The organism is Gordonia sp. 852002-50816_SCH5313054-c (assembly GCF_001665925.1).
GTDB lineage: Bacteria > Actinomycetota > Actinomycetes > Mycobacteriales > Mycobacteriaceae > Gordonia > Gordonia jacobaea.
In genome coordinates, this window is the sequence record NZ_LZTE01000060.1 from 48,317 (window position 1) to 69,704 (window position 21,388).

18 protein-coding genes are annotated in these 21,388 nt (G+C 64.0%); 11 read left to right on the forward strand and 7 right to left on the reverse strand.

All coding sequences use genetic code 11. The annotated features are described in order from the left end of the window. The first annotated feature begins 199 nt into the window (after positions 1 to 199). The 4 genes from A5788_RS15330 to A5788_RS15345 all read left to right on the forward strand — a co-directional run bounded on the left by A5788_RS15330 (position 200) and on the right by A5788_RS15345 (position 5,249). Positions 200 to 2,437 carry an NADP-dependent isocitrate dehydrogenase gene (locus A5788_RS15330; protein WP_005203021.1) on the forward strand — a complete coding sequence of 746 codons (2,238 nt, stop codon included), beginning with the start codon at positions 200 to 202 and terminating at the stop codon, positions 2,435 to 2,437. A gap of 181 nt (positions 2,438 to 2,618) precedes the next feature. Further along, a complete protein-coding gene (locus A5788_RS15335; RefSeq protein WP_005203020.1) occupies positions 2,619 to 2,972 on the forward strand; it encodes a VOC family protein in 354 nt (117 codons plus the stop codon). Positions 2,973 to 3,098: 126 nt separating this feature from the next. Then, a complete protein-coding gene (gene phoA, locus A5788_RS15340; protein ID WP_082937902.1) occupies positions 3,099 to 4,601 on the forward strand; it encodes an alkaline phosphatase in 1,503 nt (500 codons plus the stop codon). Between the two features lie 111 nt (positions 4,602 to 4,712). Then, a complete protein-coding gene (locus A5788_RS15345; protein WP_064864036.1) occupies positions 4,713 to 5,249 on the forward strand; it encodes an FKBP-type peptidyl-prolyl cis-trans isomerase in 537 nt (178 codons plus the stop codon). Between the two features lie 4 nt (positions 5,250 to 5,253). Here A5788_RS15345 and A5788_RS15350 read toward each other — a convergent pair whose 3' ends face one another. Further along, a complete protein-coding gene (locus tag A5788_RS15350; protein WP_064864008.1) occupies positions 5,254 to 5,997 on the reverse strand; it encodes a hypothetical protein in 744 nt (247 codons plus the stop codon). Positions 5,998 to 6,249: 252 nt separating this feature from the next. Here A5788_RS15350 and A5788_RS15355 point away from each other — a divergent pair, with 252 nt between their 5' ends. From A5788_RS15355 to A5788_RS15365, 3 genes are read left to right on the forward strand one after another with little or no spacing between them, the layout of a single operon-like run. Beyond that, the gene (locus A5788_RS15355; RefSeq protein WP_064869332.1) at positions 6,250 to 8,052 is read left to right on the forward strand and encodes a peroxidase family protein; all 1,803 of its coding nucleotides are present in this window, start codon (positions 6,250 to 6,252) and stop codon (positions 8,050 to 8,052) included. Positions 8,053 to 8,073: 21 nt separating this feature from the next. Further along, entirely contained in the window at positions 8,074 to 9,180 is a 1,107-nt protein-coding gene (locus A5788_RS15360; RefSeq protein ID WP_064869330.1) for a catalase family protein, read from the forward strand. A 60-nt stretch (positions 9,181 to 9,240) separates the two neighbouring features. Next, positions 9,241 to 11,844 carry a LuxR C-terminal-related transcriptional regulator gene (locus A5788_RS15365; RefSeq protein WP_064864001.1) on the forward strand — a complete coding sequence of 868 codons (2,604 nt, stop codon included), beginning with the start codon at positions 9,241 to 9,243 and terminating at the stop codon, positions 11,842 to 11,844. Between the two features lie 67 nt (positions 11,845 to 11,911). On the opposite strand, the gene A5788_RS15370 is transcribed toward A5788_RS15365, so the two are convergent. Both A5788_RS15370 and A5788_RS15375 read right to left on the reverse strand, forming a co-directional pair. Then, positions 11,912 to 14,278 carry an ATP-binding cassette domain-containing protein gene (locus A5788_RS15370; RefSeq protein ID WP_064869329.1) on the reverse strand — a complete coding sequence of 789 codons (2,367 nt, stop codon included), beginning with the start codon at positions 14,276 to 14,278 and terminating at the stop codon, positions 11,912 to 11,914. After that, positions 14,275 to 14,910: a TetR/AcrR family transcriptional regulator gene (locus tag A5788_RS15375; RefSeq protein WP_064869327.1), complete on the reverse strand. Its 636-nt coding sequence runs from the start codon at positions 14,908 to 14,910 to the stop codon at positions 14,275 to 14,277. The genes A5788_RS15370 and A5788_RS15375 overlap by 4 nt, the downstream gene beginning before the upstream one ends. 86 nt (positions 14,911 to 14,996) lie before the next feature. On the opposite strand from A5788_RS15375, the gene A5788_RS15380 reads away from it, so the two are divergent. From A5788_RS15380 to A5788_RS15395, 4 genes are all read left to right on the forward strand, one after another. Next, positions 14,997 to 16,070 (forward strand): hypothetical protein, encoded by a 1,074-nt coding sequence (locus A5788_RS15380; protein ID WP_064869325.1) that lies wholly within the window; start codon positions 14,997 to 14,999, stop codon positions 16,068 to 16,070. Between the two features lie 73 nt (positions 16,071 to 16,143). Then, the gene (locus tag A5788_RS15385; protein ID WP_064869323.1) at positions 16,144 to 17,418 is read left to right on the forward strand and encodes an esterase/lipase family protein; all 1,275 of its coding nucleotides are present in this window, start codon (positions 16,144 to 16,146) and stop codon (positions 17,416 to 17,418) included. A 13-nt stretch (positions 17,419 to 17,431) separates the two neighbouring features. After that, a complete protein-coding gene (locus tag A5788_RS15390) occupies positions 17,432 to 18,349 on the forward strand; it encodes a DUF1295 domain-containing protein (protein WP_064869321.1) in 918 nt (305 codons plus the stop codon). Next, positions 18,346 to 19,524: an FAD-dependent oxidoreductase gene (locus A5788_RS15395; RefSeq protein ID WP_082937901.1), complete on the forward strand. Its 1,179-nt coding sequence runs from the start codon at positions 18,346 to 18,348 to the stop codon at positions 19,522 to 19,524. The genes A5788_RS15390 and A5788_RS15395 overlap by 4 nt, the downstream gene beginning before the upstream one ends. Position 19,525: 1 nt before the next feature. Here A5788_RS15395 and A5788_RS15400 read toward each other — a convergent pair whose 3' ends face one another. The 4 genes from A5788_RS15400 to A5788_RS15415 are packed head-to-tail and all read right to left on the reverse strand — an operon-like array spanning position 19,526 to position 21,194. Next, positions 19,526 to 19,909, reverse strand: a complete 384-nt coding sequence (locus A5788_RS15400; RefSeq protein WP_082937900.1) for a hypothetical protein — start codon at positions 19,907 to 19,909, stop codon at positions 19,526 to 19,528. After that, entirely contained in the window at positions 19,909 to 20,613 is a 705-nt protein-coding gene (locus A5788_RS15405; protein WP_064869316.1) for a VOC family protein, read from the reverse strand. Before A5788_RS15405 ends, A5788_RS15400 begins: the two co-directional genes overlap by 1 nt. Next, the gene (locus A5788_RS15410; RefSeq protein WP_064869361.1) at positions 20,610 to 20,918 is read right to left on the reverse strand and encodes a hypothetical protein; all 309 of its coding nucleotides are present in this window, start codon (positions 20,916 to 20,918) and stop codon (positions 20,610 to 20,612) included. Before A5788_RS15410 ends, A5788_RS15405 begins: the two co-directional genes overlap by 4 nt. Before the next feature lie 54 nt (positions 20,919 to 20,972). Continuing rightward, complete coding sequence (locus A5788_RS15415) at positions 20,973 to 21,194, reverse strand: DUF3263 domain-containing protein (protein ID WP_064869314.1); 222 nt, start codon at positions 21,192 to 21,194, stop codon at positions 20,973 to 20,975. Positions 21,195 to 21,388 lie beyond the last annotated feature (194 nt).

The following is a 21,388-nucleotide window of genomic DNA, read 5'->3' on the forward strand; positions in this document are numbered from 1 at the left end:
GCCCTACCGCGAGCGCACCTCAGTGGCAGAGAACACGCTGTCAGCGAGACGCGACCCAGTTCATTTCGCGAGCACGTGCGGCACGGGTTTGGCTGACGGAATAGGGTTGACGCTGGACGCGCACACCCGCGCGTGGCCAGCGGTTGCGACACACGACCCAATTGTGTCGGGCGACCGCACTCGAGAGCGAAGGCAGGTTATGAGCGACAAGCAACCGACCATCATCTACACCCTGACCGACGAGGCGCCGATGCTGGCGACCTACGCCTTTCTGCCCGTTATCCGGGCGTTCGCCGACTCCGCCGACATCAACGTCGAGACTTCCGACATCTCCGTTGCGTCGCGCATCCTGTCCGAATTCCCCGATTATCTGACCGACGAACAGAAGGTCGGCGACCACCTCGGCGAACTGGGACGTCTCACCCAGGACCCGGACACCAACATCATCAAGCTTCCCAACATCAGCGCCTCGGTTCCGCAGTTGCTCGCTGCGATCAAGGAACTGCAGGCCAAGGGATACGCCATTCCCGACTATCCGGGCAATCCGAAGACCGACGAAGAGAAGGAGATCCGCGACCGGTACACGAAGTGCCTCGGTAGTGCTGTGAACCCTGTACTGCGAGAAGGTAATTCGGATCGTCGCGCGCCCAAGGCGGTCAAGGAGTATGCCCGCAAGCATCCACATTCGATGGGCGAATGGTCGATGGCGTCGCGTACCCACGTCGCTCACATGCGTGAAGGCGACTTCTACCACGGCGAGAAGTCGATGACAGTCGAGGGCGACCGCACGGTGAAGATGGAACTGGTCACCGCCGACGGCGAGTCCATCGTCCTCAAGCCCGAGGTCAAGCTTCTCGACGGCGATGTCGTCGACAGCATGTACATGAGCAAGAAGGCGCTGATCGAGTTCTACGAAAAGGAGATGGAGGACGCCTACAAGACGGGCGTCATGTTCTCGCTTCACGTCAAGGCGACGATGATGCGGGTCAGCCACCCGATCGTGTTCGGTCACGCGGTGCGCACCTTCTACAAGGAGGCGTTCGCCAAGCATGGCGACCTCTTCGACGAACTCGGCGTGAACGTCAACAACGGGCTGTCGGATCTGTACGCCAAGATCGAATCGCTGCCGGCGTCGAAGAAAGAAGAGATCATCGACGACCTGCACAAGTGCCACGAGCACCGGCCGGAGCTCGCCATGGTCGACTCCGCTCGGGGCATCTCCAACTTCCACTCTCCCAGCGATGTGATCGTCGATGCGTCGATGCCCGCGATGATCCGCGCCGGCGGCAAGATGTATGGCGCCGATGGTCGGCCCAAGGACACCAAGGCGGTCAACCCGGAGTCGACGTTCTCGCGGATCTATCAGGAGATGGTCAACTTCTGTAAGACCAATGGGCAGTTCGATCCGACGACGATGGGCACAGTGCCCAACGTCGGACTGATGGCCCAGAAGGCCGAGGAGTACGGCTCGCACGACAAGACCTTCGAGATCCCGGCCGACGGTGTCGCGAACTTCGTCGACCTCGACACCGGGGAGATCCTGCTGTCCCAGAACGTCGAGGAGGGCGATATCTGGCGCATGTGCATCGTGCGCGACGCGCCGATTCGCGACTGGGTGAAGCTGGCCGTGACGCGTGCGCGTGAGTCGGGCATGCCGGTGGTCTTCTGGCTCGACCCCTACCGCCCCCACGAGAACGAGCTGATCACCAAGGTCAACACCTACCTGAAGGATCACGACACCGAAGGCCTCGACATCCAGATCATGTCGCAGGTGCGTGCCATCCGCTACACGATGGAACGTCTGATCCGCGGCCTCGACACGATCTCGGCCACCGGCAACATCCTGCGTGATTACCTGACCGACCTCTTCCCGATCCTCGAGCTCGGCACCAGCGCCAAGATGCTGTCGATCGTCCCGCTGATGGCAGGCGGCGGTCTGTACGAGACAGGTGCGGGCGGTTCTGCCCCGAAGCACGTCAAGCAGCTCCTCGAGGAGAACCATCTCCGGTGGGATTCACTTGGTGAGTTCCTGGCGCTTGCGGTCAGCCTCGAGGATCTGGGCAAGAAGAACGACAACCCGAAGGCCAAGGTGCTCGCCAAGACACTCGACGCGGCGACGGGACGACTGCTCGAGAACAACAAGGGCCCGTCGCGCAACACGGGCGAACTCGACAACCGTGGCAGCCAGTTCTATCTCGCGATGTACTGGGCGCAAGAGCTGGCCAAACAGACCGATGACGAGGAATTGGCCAAGCATTTTGAGCCGCTGGCGAAGACGCTTGCCGAAAACGAGGATGCGATCGTGGCCGAGCTGAACAAGGCGCAGGGCGAAGCCGTCGACATCGGCGGTTACTACGCCCCGGATTCGGACAAGTTGGCTGAGGTCATGCGTCCGAGCGCGACGTTCAACGAGGCGCTCGACTCCGTTCGCGGCTGACGCGCGGTACGACGACGACACTGGCTCCCGATCTGACACAGGTCGGGAGCCTTTCGTATGTGCGGGCTTCTGCGTGTGTGCGGACCGAAAGTCCCGTTCGTCGGGCTGTCGGGTGCACTAGCGTGAATTCCGGGGTTGGGGTTCACGCTGAGCAAGCTCGATTCGGCCAAAGGAGGCCCACGTGAGTGACCACGAAGTCCGCATGATCGTTCTGTCGACGGATGATCTCGACGATTCCATCAAGTTCTACAGCGAGACCTTGGGCATGGCGCTCAAGTTTCGTGACGGAGCGCATTTCGCCGCTCTCGACGGCGGGTCGTTGACGCTCGCGCTCGCCACAGACGTCGACCATCCGATACCGGGCAAGGTGGTGGTCGGCATCAAGACCGATGACGTCGACGGTGACGCGAAAGCTGTCGAGGAAAGCGGTGGCGCCATCATCAAGGGCCCCTACGACGACGCGCACGAGCGTCGAGCAGTCGTTTACGACAACAAGGGCAACGGACTGGTCTTCTACAGCCCGCTCAAGCGCTGAGGTCGCGCGGCCACCCGAGTCGTGGTCGGGTGGCCGCACCAGCGTCGACCCCACGACAACTTTTGTTCACATATCGCAACGACCATGTCCGAGTTCAGTGAAACGACGGATATGGGGAGAATGCGGATGCGACGACATCGGTACATGGCGGTCACGGCTCTGGTGTGCGCGACGACGGTGATGGCGGCGTGCGGCGGTGACGGAAGCAACGATGCGGCCGGACCACTGTTGAATCCCGTTGCCAAGGGCAAGCTTTCGGAACATGGCGGGGCGACGAGGGCTGGCGACGACCGCAGTTCGCTCATCGCCGACTCCATCCGAAACTCCGGGGCCAAGAACGTCATCCTGCTGATCGGTGACGGCATGGGGGATTCCGAGATCACCGTTGCTCGCGACTACGCGCAGGGCGCGGGCGGCGCCTTCAGTGGGATCGACGCCTTGCCGCTGACGGGTCAGTACACGCACTACTCGCTCGACAAGGACGGAAAGCCCACCTACGTCACCGATTCGGCGGCGAGCGGTTCGGCGTGGTCGACCGGCACGAAGACGTACAACGGGGCGATCTCCGTCGACATCGAGGGCCGCTCCCAGCAGACGCTGCTCGAACTCGCCAAGAAGGCAGGCAAGGCGACCGGTGATGTCACCACCGCTGAGATCCAGGACGCCACACCCGCGGTGCAGGTCGCGCACGTCACCAATCGCAAATGCTATGGGCCCGAGGAGACATCCGAGAGGTGTCCGACCGACGCCTTGGAGAAGGGTGGCAAGGGTTCGATCACCGAGCAGTTGCTGGGAACGCGAGCCGACGTCGTGCTCGGTGGTGGCGCCAAGTCATTCCAGCAAACCGCCACCGCAGGCGAATACCGGGGCAAGACGCTCGAGGTCCAGGCGAAAGAGCGGGGCTACCGGATGGTGCGCAGCGCCGACGAACTCAACGGGGTGACGATGGCCAACCAGGACTCCCCCGTCCTCGGACTCTTCGCCGACGGCAACATGCCTGTCCGCTGGAACGGACCTGTCGCGACCAAGGGCGGTTACCTCGAACCCGCCGCGACGTGCACCGACAACCCTGAACGTGGCGCATCCACTCCGAAGCTCGCCGACATGACGAAGAAGTCCATCGACCTCCTGAAGGGCAACGACAAGGGTTTCTTCCTGCAGGTCGAGGGCGCGTCGATCGACAAGCAGGATCACGCCGCAAACCCGTGCGGTCAGATCGGCGAGACCGTTGATCTCGACGAGGCGACGAAGGTGGCGCTCGACTACGCCAAGGAAAACCGCGACACACTGGTGATCGTCACCGCCGATCACGCACACAGCAGTCAGATCGTCGAGTCGATGACTGCCGACGACGTACAGAAGGCCGCCGACGATGCGAAACTGCCCGTGCAGGTGGAGAAGGACTCCATCTATCCGGGATTGACCCGCGTGTTGACCGGCAAGGACGGCCAGCCGCTCACGGTGTCGTACGGGACGTCGGACAATCTGGACGCGATGGATCAGGGCCACACGGGCACGCAGGTGCGGATCGCCGCGTACGGACCGAGCGCGGCAAACGTCGTCGGCTTGACCGATCAGACCGATCTGTTCTTCACCATCTCTCGCGCACTGGGACTCCAGGGTTCGTGACGTCGACGGTGTGGTCGGGTGCGGCTCACGGTCAGGGGTCGGCCGTTCGGTAGCGTGACGGCCGTGAACATCCGTCGTTTCCTGCTGCCCGTAGCCGTTGCCTCGTTGACGATCGGACTCGCCGCGTGCGGCTCCGATTCCGACTCAGACTCGGCTGCATCGACGTCGACCTCGTCCACGTCGACGCCGTCGTGTCCGTCTGCGGCACCGGCCGCGGATGCCAAGCCGGACTGGACCCTTCGTGGCACCACGGGAAGTGTCGACGTCGTCGCCTCGACCTCGACGACGGCACCGGCAGTCACGGTGACCACTCCGTTCGCGGTCGACCAGACGCAGGTTCACACCTTGCGGGAGGGCAGCGGCGAGGTTGTCCCCGACACGGCCACCGTCAGTGTCTGTTACGTAGGCGTCAATGGTCGTGACGGCAAGCAGTTCGATACCAGCTATTCAGGGGGCACTCCCGCTCAGTTCCCGCTCGGTCAGGTTGTCGTCGGTTTCAAGAAGGCCATCGCGGGTCAGAAGGTGGGTTCGTCGGTTGCGGTCGCGATGAACCCTGAGGATGGGTACCCGAATGGCAATCCCGCCGCGGGCATCAACAAGGGTGACACCCTGGTCTTCGAGCTGACGATCGTCTCGATCGACGGGTAAGGAGTCACGCGGTTTCGTCCGCGAGCACACGGAGCGCGAGCGCCGTCTTGCTGGCCAACGGGCTTGCCTGACAGCCCAGATCCTGAAGGCCGCGTCGCAGATCGCTCGCGACGGCCACGGCCCGCGCTGCGACGTTGTGCGACGATTCTCCCTCGCGGACATCGATGTACGTGGAGACCCCGACGACGTCGAGGTGGTCGGACAACCACCTCTCCACCCGAACGTGTCGGACGTCGCGAATCGACGTGTTCCATACCTGCGAGGTGATCGGCCCACGGATCACGAGGTGATCGATCGGTGTCCCCGACGACGCGCAAGCAACCAGAAACCGACGCTGCGCCGTGTCGAGGAGATGGGTGGGGTCGGCGCCGCCGTTGATCGCCGCAGACATACTGCCGGCGGGATGACGGGCACACGCCGATGCTCTGAGCTTGCGGTTGCTACCGCACCATTGATCGGAGATCCGGTATTCGAACTGGTCATGATCGAACGGGCCGGCCCAATCGCCGGTGAGCCGATCGCTGCACTCCGGATGCATGGTGACCGTGAGGTCGTCGAAGACGCCCGTGCGCATCCTGATTGCGACTCTGCTGTCGTACAGGGGGGTCGGAACGTCGGCCGACGCATCGCGTGACTCTGCGAACCAGAACTGTCTGTGCTGCGAATCGGCGACACGACGACCGAGTGCCGAGGCCGCGTCGTCGACTTCCGTCTCGATATTGAACGTGATGCCGATCGGGACGATCACAAATCACCTGCCACTCTCCCGTTGTGCACGACATCGTCGATCGCGCCGATTGGACCTTCGCCGGATGCGTGCACCGACTGGACTTCCAGCCTTCGTGAAAGATCCGCGGGCTGCACGAGTACCTGGGTACTCGAAATCAGCGTGTGCGTACTGAGGTAGCGCGGTACGCATGCACCACAGGGCGGGCGTCGGGGATACTGATCGGGTCACGATCTTCCCAGGGCAGTCGGCACGGGTACGGAAGAGGAATCGGTGGTCGATCAGAGAAGTACCGTTGAGCGGGTCTTGGCTGTGACTGCGGAGACCGTCGACCGGGTGGTCGGTTGGTCGCATTTGCCCAAACCGCTGGCGTTGGCCGTGCTGGTCGGCATTCGCAGCCAGCTGCGCGCGCTGAACCTCGTCGACACCGATCCCGATCCCGTCCCGCCGCTCGATCCGCCGTTGAAGGCGTCTGACCACTGCAAACGCACGATCGACGGACGTTTCGACAACCTCGCCCAACCCGATATGGGATCTGTCGGTGCCCGTTTCGGACGTAACGTGCCGCTGGAGGCGACCTGGCCCGAGCGCGGGGCGAGGTTTCATGAACCGAGCCCGCGTGTGGTCAGTGAGAAGCTGCTCGCGCGCACCGAATTCCAGCCCGCAGACACTCTCAATCTGCTTGCGGCCGCGTGGATCCAGTTCCAGGTCCACGATTGGGTGAGTCACCTCACCTCACCTGATTCGGAGCCGTGGCTCATCGATATCGACGCCGACGACCAGTGGCCGCACTCCCGGCCGATGCGGGTTCCGCGCACGCCCGCCCTCGACGGGCCGGCCGACGTCCCGCCGACATATGCGAACCGAGACACCCATTGGTGGGACGCGTCGCAGATCTACGGCGACACGGAGGAGTACGCGGTCGCGATCCGCGACCACGATGCCGAGGGCAATCTGCTTGCCACCATCGAACTCGCCGAGGACGGACTCCCCACCCTGGCGGCAGAGCAATTGCTGGATGCGAACGGACCCAAGGCGAATTCGTGGCTGGGACTCGCGCTGATGCAATCGTTGTTCCTGAGGGAACACAATGCGATATGTCGACGACTGACGGTCGCATACCCCGACCTCGAGAGGGATCAAGATCGGCTGTACAACGTTGCGCGACTGGTCAACTCGGCGTTGATGGCCAAGATACACACCGTCGACTGGACGCCTGCGATCATCGCGCACCCCACAACCGTGACGGGCATGCATGCGAATTGGTACGGAATACTCGGTGAGAACTTCACCACGAAGTTCGGTCGACTCGTCGACAACGAGATCCTCTTCGGAATCCCAGGTGGCAGAACCGATCTCGACGGGGTTCCCTTCTCGTTGACCGAGGAGTTCGTCGCGGTCTACCGCATGCATCCGCTGTTACCCGACCAGCTCGATGTGCGCAGTCTCGCCACCGGTCAGACCCGCCGCTCCTACCGGCTCGACGAGCTTCTCGCCGACCACGTGCATGAACGAATGGCCGATTGGTCGATGGACGATCTGCTGTATTCGTTCGGCAGGGCCTTTCCCGGGGCATTGACCCTTCACAACTTCCCGGCCGCTCTACGTGACCTCGCGCGGCCGACCGGCGAGGCGATCGACCTCGCCACCGTTGACGTCCTGCGCAGCAGAGAACGAGGAGTCCCCCGCTACAACGAGTTCCGGCGACATTTCCGACTCCGGCCCGCGAAGAGCTTCAGCGATCTGACGGACAATGCCGAGTGGGCGAAGCAACTCGAGCGGATCTACCCCGACATCGACGACGTCGATCTGATGATCGGTCTCTACGCAGAACGCAAACCTCGAGGCTTCGGATTCTCCGACACCGCTTTTCGCGTCTTCATCTTGATGGCATCACGCAGGATCGCCGCTGATCGATTCCTGACGACAGACTTCACCCCAGACGTCTACACCGAAGCGGGGATGGCGTGGATCCGCGACAACACGATGCGCACTGTTCTGCTCCGCCACTTCCCCACGCTCACCCCGGTGCTCACAAAGGTCACCAACCCATTCGCACCGTGGCCCTCGACCTGACGCGCCGAAAGGACTCTGACAATGAGCCGTGAATACGTGTTGTGGGAGCCAGAGATGGAGGACACCCCGCCTGGCGAGGCGGAAGTGGTGGCGAAGATGGTGCAGATCCTGCGCACGAACAACGAGCACGCCTACGCCAAGTACAAGCGCGGCGTCCGGGACGCCCACGCCAAGACCCACGCCGTACTACGCGGTCAACTCGAAGTTCACGCCGATCTGCCAGAAGAGCTCGCCCAGGGATTGTTCGCGGAACCACGGACGTACCCGATCATCGCTCGCTTGTCGAGCACGTCGGGAGCCATCCGTACCGACCAGATGAGAGGCGTCCGCGGCCTCGGCATCAAGGTCATCGGCGTCGATCCGACCGCCGAGCGCGCATTACCCGACGACACCGCCGTCACCCAGGACTTCATCATGGTGACCCATCGAGAGTTCTTGTTCGCGAATGCGAAGGACTATCTCACCAAGGGTATGCCGACCGCAGTGCTGCTCGCCCGAGTCTCCGATCCCGTCCTCGGGTGCGGCGAGCGGTTGTTGGCGGCGCTCGACTCCCGGATTCTGACCAAGATCGGGCATCCGCTTCCGGAGACGTTGCGGGTTTTCATCAAGGAGAACACACACATTCTCGGCGACACCTTCTATACGTCGGCTCCGCTGCGCTACGGAAAACATGTCGCGAAAATATTGTACGCGCCCTCGTCCGCTGAGGTGTGCGCGCTGGCAGGCCAGCCGACGCCTGACTATCGTGGCGTTAACGCGCTTCAGGACATGACGGTCGATTTCTTCGGCTCGCACACGGCTGAGTATGAACTGCGCGTGCAACTGTGTACGAATATCGACCGAATGCCGATTGACGATGCCACGCGACCATGGTCAGAAGAAGAGTCGCCGCATCGAACCGTTGCGACGATCAGATTTCTGACTCAGGATCCCTACACGCCTGCGCGACGCGCATACGGTGACGACGTCCTCTCGTTCAATTCCTGGCGCGGACTGAAGGCGCATACCCCGCTCGGATCCATTAATCGCCTCAAACGCGACGTGTACGACGCGTCGAGTCGATTCCGACATCAGAAGAACAATGCTCCGATGTGCGAGCCGACGAGTGAGGCCGACCTCCCCGAGTGAGTTTCCTTACTCGAACCTTCACGACTCAATTTCTGGCAAATCGCCCTATACTGCTCAACCATGGAAGGGCGCTGGCAACTCCTCGGCCGGCCCGCCGAGCAACAGTTCATCCGCTCCGCGCTCTTGCGATCTGGGGATCGCTGTGGAGTGGTGGTGGTCGGACCCGCGGGTGTCGGCAAGACCACGCTCGCCAGGATGGTCACCGATTCTCTCGGTAGGTCTGTCCGCTGGGCGGCGTGTACGGAGTCGTCGCGCGCCATCCCCCTGGGCGCCTTCGCGCCGTGGGTCGCTCCCACCGCGTCGCGCGACCCGATCGCGGCGCTGGTCTCCGCGCGCGAGACGCTCGTCGCTGAACCGGGGACGGTCATCGGAATCGACGACGCTCACATGCTCGATCAGCTCTCGGCGACGCTGCTGCACCAGATCGCCATTGATCGCAGCGCCCGCATCATCGCGACGGTGCGTACAGGAGAACCGGTGCCTGATGCGGTGACCTCGCTGTGGAAGGACGGCTACCTCCACCGGCTCGAACTGCAGAACCTCACCAAAGAGCAGTGCGCTGAACTGGTCGAACGTGTCCTCGGCGGCTCGTTGGAGGGGTTGAGCGCCGACGTCATCTGGGACTCGTCCGGCGGAAATCCGCTGTTCCTGCGGAACATGATCGAGGGCGCTATCGAATCCGATGCGTTGTCGGAGGTGTCTGGCGTCTGGCAACTGCGAGGCCCGACGGCTGTTCCCTCCGGCCTGGTGGCATTGCTCGACGACCGTCTCGACCGTGCGGGGCCGCAAGTTGTCGATGCGCTCAAGGTGTTGTCGCTCTACGAGCCCATCGACATCGACCTCCTGATCGGGCTGGTCGGCGAGGAGCCCGTCGACGAGGCCGAGACCATCGGACTGATCAAGACCACTCGCGACGGCAACACGACCAATGTCCGGTTCGCCCACCCGCTCTACGGTGACGTGGTTCGCCGACGTATCAGCACCATTGCGGCTCGACGACTGCGCGCCGAACTCGTCGACGCGTTGCGCGACCACGCAACCGATACCGCTGCCGAGCGCATCCGGCTCGCACAGTTGAGCGTCGACGCACATCGCGACGTCGACACGAGCCTGCTGATCGCTGCGGCGAAAGATGCGATCTTCCTGGCGAATCTCCCGCTCGGCGAGCGTCTGGCCCGCGTCGCCTACGAACACGACGGCAGTCTGACCGCCGGAGAGCTGCTGTCCCGCGCGATCATGTGGCAGGGGCGGGTCGTCGAAGCCGACGCCGTCTTCACCGAGTTCGACCCCGAGTCGTTCAACGAGTTCGAGCTCGTGGTGTGGGCGGTATCGCGCATGAGCCTGATCTTCTGGATGCTCGGCGATGTCGACGAAAGTCATCGCATGCTCGAACTGCTCAACGAGAAGGTCGAGCATCCGACGTTACGACTCGTCGTCGACGCGGTTGCCGCGGCGATGGCCGTCCACGAGAACCGGATCGACGAGGGAATCGCGCTCGCCGAGCACGTCCTCGAAAGTTCCAACGCACCCTCGCAGGCGATCGACTTCGCAGCCTTCGGTGCGGGGCTGGCCATGTCCATCGCCGGGCGTGGACGTGACTACGCCCCCTACGCCGAGCGCACCCGTGCGAAGAAGAAGGCGACGGACGGGATGATCAGCGTCATGGTCCGTTACTGCGACGTCCTGGCGCTCACGATGGTCGGCGACCTCAAGGAGGCTCGAAACCGCGCCACCGAGTACACGCAGTTCTCCTCCTCGGGTCAGTTCCTCGGATGGGCGATCGCCAAGATCGCGGCAGGTGTTGCGGCGACGTACAGCGGTTCGTTTCGTGAGGCGATCAGCGAGTTCGAACAGGCACTGGCCGCTCTCAACGCCAAACAACCACTCCCGTGGCGCCTGCCCGGCCGGTTGATTCTGGTACGGGCGTACGCGGCGCTCAACGACGTCGACGAAGCCGAACGGGTACTCCGGGACGCAGATGAGCACCGCGGCCCGCACCTGGCGATCCACGACTCGCAGAGGGTGCTCGCGCAAGCCTGGATCTCTGCGGCGCAGGGCGCCGAACGCGCGGCGATCGACCACGCGCATGACGCGGCCGCGATCGCTCACGACTCCGGCCAACTCGCACTCGAGGCCGAGTCCCTTCACCACGCGACTCGTTTCGGCGACAAGACCACAGCTCCGCGTCTCGCGGAGCTCGCGACACTCATCCAGGGAGACCTGGGCCACGTCTACGCACGGCACGCAGCGGCCCTCGCTGCGAGCGATCCAGATGAATTGGCCGCGGCCTCACACGATTTCGAGGATGCCGGACTCCTGCTGTCGGCGGCCGATGCCGCGGCACAGGCGGCACAGTTGTACGACCGTGCGAAAAGACGCGGAGACGCCACGGCCTGCTCAGCCAGAGTCCTCGCGTTGTCGAAAGCGTGCGATGGAGCGACAACGCCCGCGATCCGGGCGACGGCACGACCGCTGCCGATCACGGCTAGGGAGCGCGAGATCGCGGTTCTCATCGGTCGCGGCCTGACCAATCGCGAAATCGCCGAACGCCTGACCGTCTCGGTTCGAACTGTCGAGGGTCACATCTACCGCGCCTGCATCAAGCTCGACGTCGCCGACCGCGACTCGTTGGCGGGCGTCGTCAACGACGCCCAGGTCGGGTGAGATACAGGGCGGGTGAGTACGGGGCGGCTGAGATGCTGAGACTTCGAATCGCCGCGCTCGTGTGGGTTCAGTTCTTCACATAGTCGGCGAGATGCTGTGCCGTCAGTGTCGAACCTGCTGAGACGAGATCGGCCGGGGTGCCCTCGAACACCACTCGGCCACCGTCGTGACCGGCGCCGGGACCGAGGTCGACGATCCAATCGGCATGCGCCATCACCGCCTGGTGATGCTCGATCACGATCACCGATCTGCCACCGTCGACAAGGCTGTCGAGTAGTCCGAGGAGTTGCTCGACGTCGGCAAGATGCAGGCCCGACGTCGGCTCGTCCAGAACGAAGATCCCGCCCTTGTCGCCGAGGTGCGTCGCAAGTTTGAGCCGTTGTCGTTCTCCGCCGGAGAGCGTCGTGAGCGGTTGCCCTATCGTCAGGTAGCCGAGTCCGACGTTGGCTAGCCGCTTCAGGATCTTCTGCGCGGCAGCGACTTTCGACTCACCCGCGGAGAAGAACTCGAGTGCCGCGTCGACCGACATGTGGAGGACCTCGGAGATGTCCCGTCCGCCGAACAAGTAGTCGAGCACTTCTGGTTGGAATCGCTTGCCCTCGCACACCTCGCAGGTGACGGCGACCCCGGCCATGATCGCGAGATCGGTGTAGATGACGCCCGCGCCCTTACAGTTCGGACACGCACCCTCCGAATTCGCGCTGAACAGCGCAGGTTTCACTCCGTTTGCCTTTGCGAATGCCTTTCGGATCGGCTCGAGGAGGCCGGTGTACGTGGCCGGGCTGCTACGCCGCGAACCCTTGATCGCGGATTGATCGACGGTGATCACGTCGTCGCGGCCCGACAGCGATCCGTCGACAAGAGAGCTCTTCCCGGAGCCGGCTACGCCCGTGACCACACACAGGACGCCGAGTGGGAAGTCGACGTCGACGTCCTTCAGGTTATGCGAACTCGCTGCGCGGATCTCTAACGCTCCGTTGGGTTCCCGCACCTGCGTCTTCAGGGTGGCGCGGTCGTCGAGGTGGCGTCCGGTCAGCGTGTCACTTGCGCGCAGGCCGTCCACCGAGCCTTCGAAGACGACGTTGCCGCCGCCGGTACCCGCGCGTGGTCCGAGGTCGACGACGTGGTCGGCGATGGCGATCACCTCGGGTTTGTGTTCGACGACCAGGACCGTGTTGCCCTTGTCGCGCAATTGCAGGAGAAGCCGGTTCATGCGGTCGATGTCGTGTGGATGCAACCCGACCGTCGGTTCGTCGAAGACGTAGGTGATGTCGGTCAGCGCCGAGCCGAGATGGCGAATCATCTTGGTGCGCTGGGCTTCTCCGCCCGATAGCGTCCCCGACGGGCGGTCGAGCGATAGATACCCAAGACCGATGTCGACGAATGAGTCGAGTGTGGCGCGCAGGGATTCGAGCAGCGGTGCGAGTGTCGGTTCGTCCAGCGAGCCGACCCAGTCGGCGAGATCGGTGATCTGCATCGCGCACGCGTCGGCGATGCTGACGCCACCGATCGTCGAGCTGCGTGCCTTCTCTGACAGTCGTGTCCCCTGGCAGTCCGGACAGACCGAGAAGGTGATCGCCCTGTCGACGAACGCGCGGATGTGGGGCTGGAGCGCGTCTTTGTCCTTGGCCAGGAACGACTTTCCGATCTTGGTGATGAGGCCCTCGTAGGTGACGTTGATACCGTCGATCCTGATCCGTGTCGGTTCCTTGTAGAGCAGAGCGTCGAGTTGACGCGTGGTGAACTTCTCGATCGGTGTATCGGGATCGAAGAAGCCACAGCCGCGGAAGATGCGGCCGTACCATCCGTCCATGCTGTAGCCGGGGACGGTGATCGCGCCGTCATTGATGGATTTGGAGGCGTCGTACAGCGCTGTCAGGTCGAAATCCGAGATCGATCCCCTACCCTCACACCGAGGGCACATTCCGCCGACGACCTCGAAAGTGCGCCGCTCCTTGACCTTTCGGCCCGCCTTCTCCATCGTTACGGCACCCCCGCCGCTGACGGACGCCACATTGAACGAGTAAGCCTGTGCCGAACCGATGTGTGGCGTCGCGAGTCGGCTGAAGAGGATGCGGAGCATCGCGTTCGCGTCCGTCGCCGTTCCCACAGTGGAACGCGGGTCGGTACCGAGACGCTCCTGGTCGACGATGATCGCCGTCGTCAAGCCGTCGAGGACGTCGACATCCGGCCGATTCAGCGACGGCATGAATCCCTGAACGAATGCGCTGTAGGTCTCGTTGATCAGCCGTTGCGACTCTGCGGCCACCGTGCCGAACACGAGCGAGCTCTTGCCGGATCCGGAGACGCCGGTGAAGACGGTGAGTCGTCGTTTGGGAAGGACGACGGTCACGTCGTTCAGATTGTTGACTCGCGCGCCGACGACGCGGATCTCGTCGTGACGATCGGCGGCCGGCGGTGCTGACGAACTCATGTCTGGGTCATCCCTCTCGACGAAGTCATGTGGCGGTCGATCTCGGGAGTATCGGACTCTGGAGTATTTGTCCAGGTCGTCCAGAGCGGGATCACGCACACCGAGATGATCTGGTCGATGGTGTCCTCGGACATGTTGCCGGTGATGAAGACCTCGTGCCGGGCGAGATCGAAAGGGAGAGACGCGGCGCGAGGCGGAAGCGGGTGCGGACCGAGTTCGCCCCGCCTGCGAGCGCGCTCGAGCACGGGAGCCATGACCTCGTCGACGTGTGTGGTGATGAGTCCGATGACAGAACCCGTGGAACCCTCGGGCAGATCCGCGAGCAGCGAGCGGATCGTCCGGGGACCCACCTCGGCCAACCGCACCCGCATGCGGGCAAGGACCATCCGGAGGTCGTCGGCGAGCGATCCGGTGTCCGGGACGGTCAGAACCTCGCGGGCGACGTCGACCATTGCTGCCATGACCATCTCGACCTTGGTGTCCCAGCGTCGGTACAGGACGGTCTTGCTCGTTCCGGCGGCAGCCGCGACCCCCTCATAGGTGAGGCCGGCGTATCCGCGTTCGGTGATCTCGGCACGGACGGCCTCGAAGATGTCTGCTTCGAGTTCTGTGCCACGGCGACGTCTGGTCACATAATCTCCTTCCGATACGTTGCGTATCTTATCGGATCGTCCTACTCTGCTAAGAAACGAACCGTATCTAATTCGAGGGAGGCGCCATGAGTGCCGATGAAACCACCACGACGTCCGGTGCGACGAGTGCGACCGACATCCCCGTGACCGATACCCCTGCAAAGAAGGGTCCACCGGCGCCCGTCAAAGTGATTGCGGTCGTGCTCGGAACCGCAGTCCTGTTGTCGGTGATGGTCACGATGTTCGCGCTTCCCGCTGCGCGGTCGGCGCCTCATCACGTTCCGATCGGGGTCGTCGGGTCTGAGCAGGTGGTCAGTCAGGTCGATCGCCTCACCGGTGACTCGTTCGACGTCACGGCATACTCCGACGAGGTGGCTGCGCGCGACGCGATCGAGACGCGCGCAATTTACGGCGCGCTGGTCGTCAAGCCCGGCGCGGACCTCACTGTGCTCGTCGCCTCTGCGGCGAGTCCAACGGTGGCAACGATGATCGAAACGATGGGACAAGGTGTCGCCGACGCCACTCGCGCACAGACTCAGGTCGTCGATGTGCGTAGTTTCCCGGCGAAGGACCCGCGCGGTGCCGGATTGGCGGCAGGCGCTCTTCCCCTGGCTCTCGGGGGCTGGATCAGTGCGATGGTGATCATGCTCGTGATCAGCTCGGCGGGTGGTCGGATCATCGCGGCGCTGGGTGTGTCTGTTGTCGGTGGCTTCGCGTTGATTGCGATTCTGCAGTTCCTCGTCGGGACGTTCGACGGAAACTACTGGCTGACGTCGCTGGCGGCGATGCTCGGAATCGCGGCCACGTGCTTCGCGGTGCTCGGCCTTCGCGAAGCGCTCGGGGGTCCGGGTCTGGTCGTCGCGGCCATTGCACTGATACTCCTGGGCAACCCGCTGTCCGGACTCTCGAGCGCCCCTGAACTACTGCCCACCCCGTGGGGCGCGATCGGCCAGCTCCTGCCGCCGGGCGCAACGGGATCGCTCCTGCGGGATGTCGTGTTCTTCAACGGAAACGCCATTGCGCATCCGCTCATCGTGCTCGGGTGCTGGCTTCTCGGTGGTCTGGTGCTCTACGGCCTTGGCCTGAGGCGTGAGCGCCGCAAGCACGTCTCTGACGTCGATGTCGTCGAGTTCGGCTACCGCGAGACCGTCGACGCGTGAGTTGCCTGTGTGCTCGGGTGGCAGTTGCTGCGAGGGCTCCCGCAAGTGAGTGAACAGTTGTACTCTGTGGGTTGTGACCACAGCCGAGAAAGTCGCCCCCACCGAACTGGCGGCGCTGGCGCAATTGGGGTGCAGTGAACTCGCAGGAGCTATCCGCGGTGTCGCGAAAGTGCATCGCGCGGTAACCGATCGTGTGTTCGCGGTGACCGATCGACTCGGCGGATCGTCGAGTCGATCGGCACATCTGGTCCACGACGCAGTAGCCGACACGACCTACGAGTCGTTGTCCGCGATGTTGGAAGCCATCGCCGAGGTGGGTGCCACACTCCCGGAACCGCGCCACTCGCCATCGGAGGGTTCACGGGGCGCGCTGGTGCTCGCCATTCTCGACGGGCTGATCGGCGACTCGCTCGCCGATCAGCGCTCGCCGCTCGCGCAGCCGATGTCGATCCGTGTCGACGGTATGCCGGTGGCGGTCGAGGCCGAAGCGCTCCGCGCGGCTTTTCCGGAGGCTACCGGGCACATCGTCGTCTTTCTGCACGGCCTCATGGAGTCCGAGCACGCGTGGCGCAGAGGTAACCGCCCGACGTATGGCGAGCGGCTCGCTACCGATATCGGCGCGACCGAGGTGCGGCTGCGATTCAACACCGGACGCCACATCAGCGATAACGGGCGCGAACTCGCCGCACTGCTCAATGACCTGACGCTCCAATGGCCGGTGCCTGTGTCGCGACTGACCCTGATCGGGCATTCGATGGGCGGGTTGATCATCCGAAGCGCCTGCCACAGCGCCGCCACCCAGGACGCGTACTGGTGCGGATTGGTCACGGAGACAGTGGGTTTGGGGACGCCGCATTTCGGGGCTCCGCTGGCTCGGACTGTGCACTTTGCGGCCGGAGCGCTCAGGTCGGTTTCGGTGACCGCCCCGTTCGGCAACCTGCTCGGACGACGCAGCGCAGGAGTGCGCGACCTTTTTCACGGAAGTCTTGTCGACGACGACTGGAGTGGGAGGGATCCGGATGCCTTCCGGCAGCATCCCGCCACCGCGGTACCGCTGCTGCCACAGGCGCGACATTTGTTCGTCACCGCATCGTTGACGCGCGATCCCAACCATCCCCTGGGCAGGTTCATCGGCGACGGATTGGTGCTGACCCCCAGCGGTCGCGGCGAAAGTCGCGCTCGCAGCGTCGGATTCACTACCGAGCACGGACTGCATCTGGGTGGGGCGAGCCATTTCACCCTCCTCAACGACGACGACGTCTACCGCTGGCTGCTGGAGCATCTGCGACCCCGACGCGCGCTGCCGCCCGGTCGCAGCCAAAACGCCGCGAAGTGGGGCGTCGCCTGACACCATCCCTCTTATGGGGAGACGAGCGTCGTTGGTGGTGATCACCGCCGCGTACGTCGTTGCCCTGGCGGTGGCGTTGCTGTGGTTGACATGGGGACCCAGTGTCGGGCAACTGTGGGCGGACACGCTCATTGCCGATGTCCTGGCCACGCTCGTTATCTTCGTGGTGAGCCGGGCGGTCGGTAATTCGAGTTGCTACGACGCCTACTGGAGTGTCGTCCCGGTATTTCTGGCCCTGTACTGGTGGTTCGCGGGCGACGCCATACATGGTGGCTCCCAAGCGAAGTGGCGTTGCGCCCTCCTCGGCATCGTTCTCGTGATCTGGGCGGTGCGGCTGACGGCGAACTGGGCACGGTCGTTTCCCGGGCTGGTCCACGAGGATTGGCGCTACGAGTTGCTGCGGCGACGTGCCGGAAGGTTCTCGTTCGTTGCCGACCTCTTCGCCATTCACCTCATCCCCACGTTGCAGGTGTTTCTCGCGATGATCCCGGCGTACGTCGCGCTCACCCGGGCCGACGCCGGGCTGATGTGGTTGAGCGTTGTCGCGTTCGTCGTCGGTCTTGCGGCGATCGCACTCGAGTCGATCGCCGACCGACAGTTGAGACTGTTCCGGCGGTCGAGCGAGCCCGGTCAGACCGTCGACGTCGGTCTCTGGGCGTGGTCGCGGCACCCGAACTACTTTGGCGAGTTCATGTTCTGGGTGTCGATCCTGCTGTTCGGCATTGCCGCTGCGCCCGCTGACGCGTGGTGGCTGTGGGTGGGTGCGGGCGCGATGCTCGCCATGTTCCTCGGGGCGAGCATTCCGATGATGGAAGAGCGCAGTCTTGAACGCCGTCCGTCCTACGCCGACGTCATCGATCGTGTGCCAAAATTTCTGCCGCTTCCCCGGCTCAGGTCCCGGACCACCGACGGTGCGGGGCGACCCGGGTGAGTGCAGCAGTGCCACTCGCCCACAACCGGGGGACGCGGCGCGTCGTCGTCGCAGGCATGGGCGATTCCGGCGTGCTCACCGCGATGCACCTCGCCCGCCGCAGCAGCGTCGTCGGAGTCTCGATGCGGCCCGCACTGGTGAGCGGACAGGAAGTCGGGCTGCGGATCGCCTACCCGGAGCGATGGGCTCGCGACTATCGCGTCGAGTTCGGTCGGATGCGTCGACTCGATACGGTGGACATCCGTCATGGTGAGATCGTCGACCTCGATCACGATCGTCGAACGCTGCGCCTGCGCACGCCGTCGGGAACGGTTGAGGCAGTCACCTACGACGCGCTCGTCATCGCGACGGGCGTTGCCAACGGATTCTGGCGCCAGCCAGTCCTCGAAGACGGCGACGACGTCGACATCGGTCTACACGGCGTGCACGAGCGCCTGGCGCACTCTCAGACCATAGCGGTGGTCGGTGGGGGTGCCGCGGCATGCAGTTCTGCCGCCCAACTGCGACGACGCTGGCCGGAGAAGCAGGTCGCTCTCTACCATCCCGGTGAGCTACCACTCCCCCGACACCACGACCGCACGCGCCACAAGGTGGCCAGACGACTGGAGTCCCTGGGTGTCGACAGACACGGTGGACATCGGGCGGTGCTGCCAACCGACGCCGATCTCGGCGAGATCGGCACCGGCTCGATCACCTGGCTCACCGGACAAGCGGCGGTCGACGCGGATGCGATCGTGTGGGCCGTCGGCCGAGTGTCACCGAATACAGCCTGGCTGCCCTCGGACATGCTGACCGACCGAGGATTCGTCCGCGTCGACGCCGACCTCGGAGTGCCCGGGTACCGGGGAGTGTTCGCCGTCGGGGATGTCGCCGACACGGATCCGCTGCGTGGCTCGGCTCGCAACCGCGCCGACCGTCTGGTGGCGCGCAACGTTCTCGCTCATCTCGACGGCCGCGAGACCCGCCGATATCACCCGGCCGAGCACCGGTGGGGATCAGTGTTCGGGCCAAGCGACAATGGATTGGACGTGTTCTCCCCCAACGGAATTCGCTTCCGATTTCCGCGATGGACCGTCGACACGCTGTTACAGCCGCTCATCGTGAGGCGCGGCATTTACGGTGGCGTGTGGCGGAGCGGGAGCGCGCTGAGAAACAACGATGTGCGGCGGAGCTGACTCAGTTCGAATCGTTGTGGTCGAGGGAGACCTTGACCCGCACCGAACCGTTGCTGTCCTTTGACGCGACGGCGTGCCCCGTTCGGCGCTCGCCGTCGAGGGTCAGCGTGATCGGTGCGCCGTCGCCGGTGAAGTTGCGCCACCAGGTCTTTTTGTCGGGCATGGCGACGCCGATCGTGACCGAGTCGCCGGATCGGACGTAGTTCGCCGGAAAGGTGACGTGTTTGCCCGTCTTGCGGCCCGTGTACGACACCTCGGTGAACGCACGACCGAGCAGACCATTGAGTAGGGGAATCTGCAGGAGTGGGAGGACGACCGTCCTGTTGACCACGCCGGCCACCCGTTGAAACCGGTTTGGCCCGTCTGGTCGGCTCGTCTGGCTCACTACGACTCCTTAGCTGCGACTGATCGAGTGGGTTCGATGATCAAGGTGCGCGTGGCGAGAGCCGGAGACCGCACCGTGGCGACCCGCGTATTGGGTTTGCGGCCCGTGCGAACCTGCGACACGGTGAAACCCGCGCCGGTGAGTCGGGCTTGCGTTGCTTCGATATCGGTTGTCGCCCAGGCGATCCCCCACAGTGAGAGGGGCGGGGACGATCTCGGAACGCCATCGGGCGTGACGAGAACTTCGACGATCAGGTCGTCCGCGCGAAAGAACAGCTGCCGAAGGCCATCGGCGACGGGTCTGTCGAGACGGAAGTCGAGGCCGAGGGTCGAGCCGAACAAGGCCACCGCGTGGTCGCGGCCCGCGGCCTGGAACACGATGTGGTCGATGCCCTCGATGTCGCATGCGTTCGGTGCGGCCTCGGCTCTAAGATCGCGGTGCTCGGTCACCCCGACCGGAAGGCCATCGACTTGGACAGCGGCGGCGTCGTTGCGGGTGGCCAGACCGCGTCGCTCCAGCAGCGTCTGCCACGACGACACGTCTGCGACGTCGAACAGTACGCGGTGCCGGAGGTGTCTGCGGTCGAGTCGCAGGGTGGCGTTCGACGTGGCGTACTCGGCTGCGCTGTCGTTGCGAGCAAGAAGGCGCCGGTATGCGTCGGTGGTTGCGGTGAGATCGTCCACCGCCAGTTCGACGAGGGTCACGACCGTTTCCGCTTACGCCGTGTGTCCGGAATGTCCACTGCTCTGCTTGTGAGATGCCAAGAGCCGCAGATGCATTCGTAGGACCGCAGCACCGGGGCCGTGCGTCCGGCCGCACGGATGCGGCTCACCGCGGCGTCGACCTCGTGGACGTCACGGTAGGCGTCCTTCTCCGGTGTCGGACAGGCGGGCGTCCTAGATGTCGGAGAAGACCGAGTGGGCGACGAACGCTTACGGCTGGGCTGCTGGGTGCCCGCCTCGATACGCCGGTAGAACTCGTCGAGTTCGTCGTCGGCGAACGGCGGCACCACAACTCCTTTCGTCGGACGTGACTCCACGAATGCGTAAGCGGGCCGTCGACCTCAGCGAGCCATCCAGATTCTGCTGCGGACGACCTCGCGCATCCGAGCGAGGTGACCCTTCGAAAGGGTAGCCGGTGGTTCGGCATTCAGCAGGTGCTGGACCTGCGTGAAGAAGTCACGGTCGGACAGCCCGAACTGCGAGCTGATCTCGCGCGACGAACCCCCACCGAGTGCGTACCAATTCTGCTCGAAGTCGAGCATCTGACGCTGCGTCGGATCCATAAAAGTACTCACTCTTGTGCTGTGACCTGTGTCGATCATTGGATGTGAAGGATGCGGAACGGCTTCGGTGAATTACCGTTGTCCCTGATCTGGAAAGCGAGCCCACCGCTGTCAACGTCCTTTCTACACTCGGCCCGCCGCCATGGACACCCATTTCGCCATCCGGCGCAAAAACGCTGGGCCACCGCAAGGTA

Coding starts and splice junctions, on each gene's coding strand:
- A5788_RS15380 (WP_064869325.1), top strand. CDS start 14,997: ATGAGTGCCGATGAAACCACCACGACGTCCGGTGCGACGAGTGCGACC.
- A5788_RS15390 (WP_064869321.1), top strand. CDS start 17,432: ATGGGGAGACGAGCGTCGTTGGTGGTGATCACCGCCGCGTACGTCGTT.
- A5788_RS15370 (WP_064869329.1), bottom strand. CDS start 14,278: ATGAGTTCGTCAGCACCGCCGGCCGCCGATCGTCACGACGAGATCCGC.
- A5788_RS15365 (WP_064864001.1), top strand. CDS start 9,241: ATGGAAGGGCGCTGGCAACTCCTCGGCCGGCCCGCCGAGCAACAGTTC.
- A5788_RS15415 (WP_064869314.1), bottom strand. CDS start 21,194: ATGGATCCGACGCAGCGTCAGATGCTCGACTTCGAGCAGAATTGGTAC.
- A5788_RS15360 (WP_064869330.1), top strand. CDS start 8,074: ATGAGCCGTGAATACGTGTTGTGGGAGCCAGAGATGGAGGACACCCCG.
- A5788_RS15330 (WP_005203021.1), top strand. CDS start 200: ATGAGCGACAAGCAACCGACCATCATCTACACCCTGACCGACGAGGCG.
- phoA (WP_082937902.1), top strand. CDS start 3,099: ATGCGACGACATCGGTACATGGCGGTCACGGCTCTGGTGTGCGCGACG.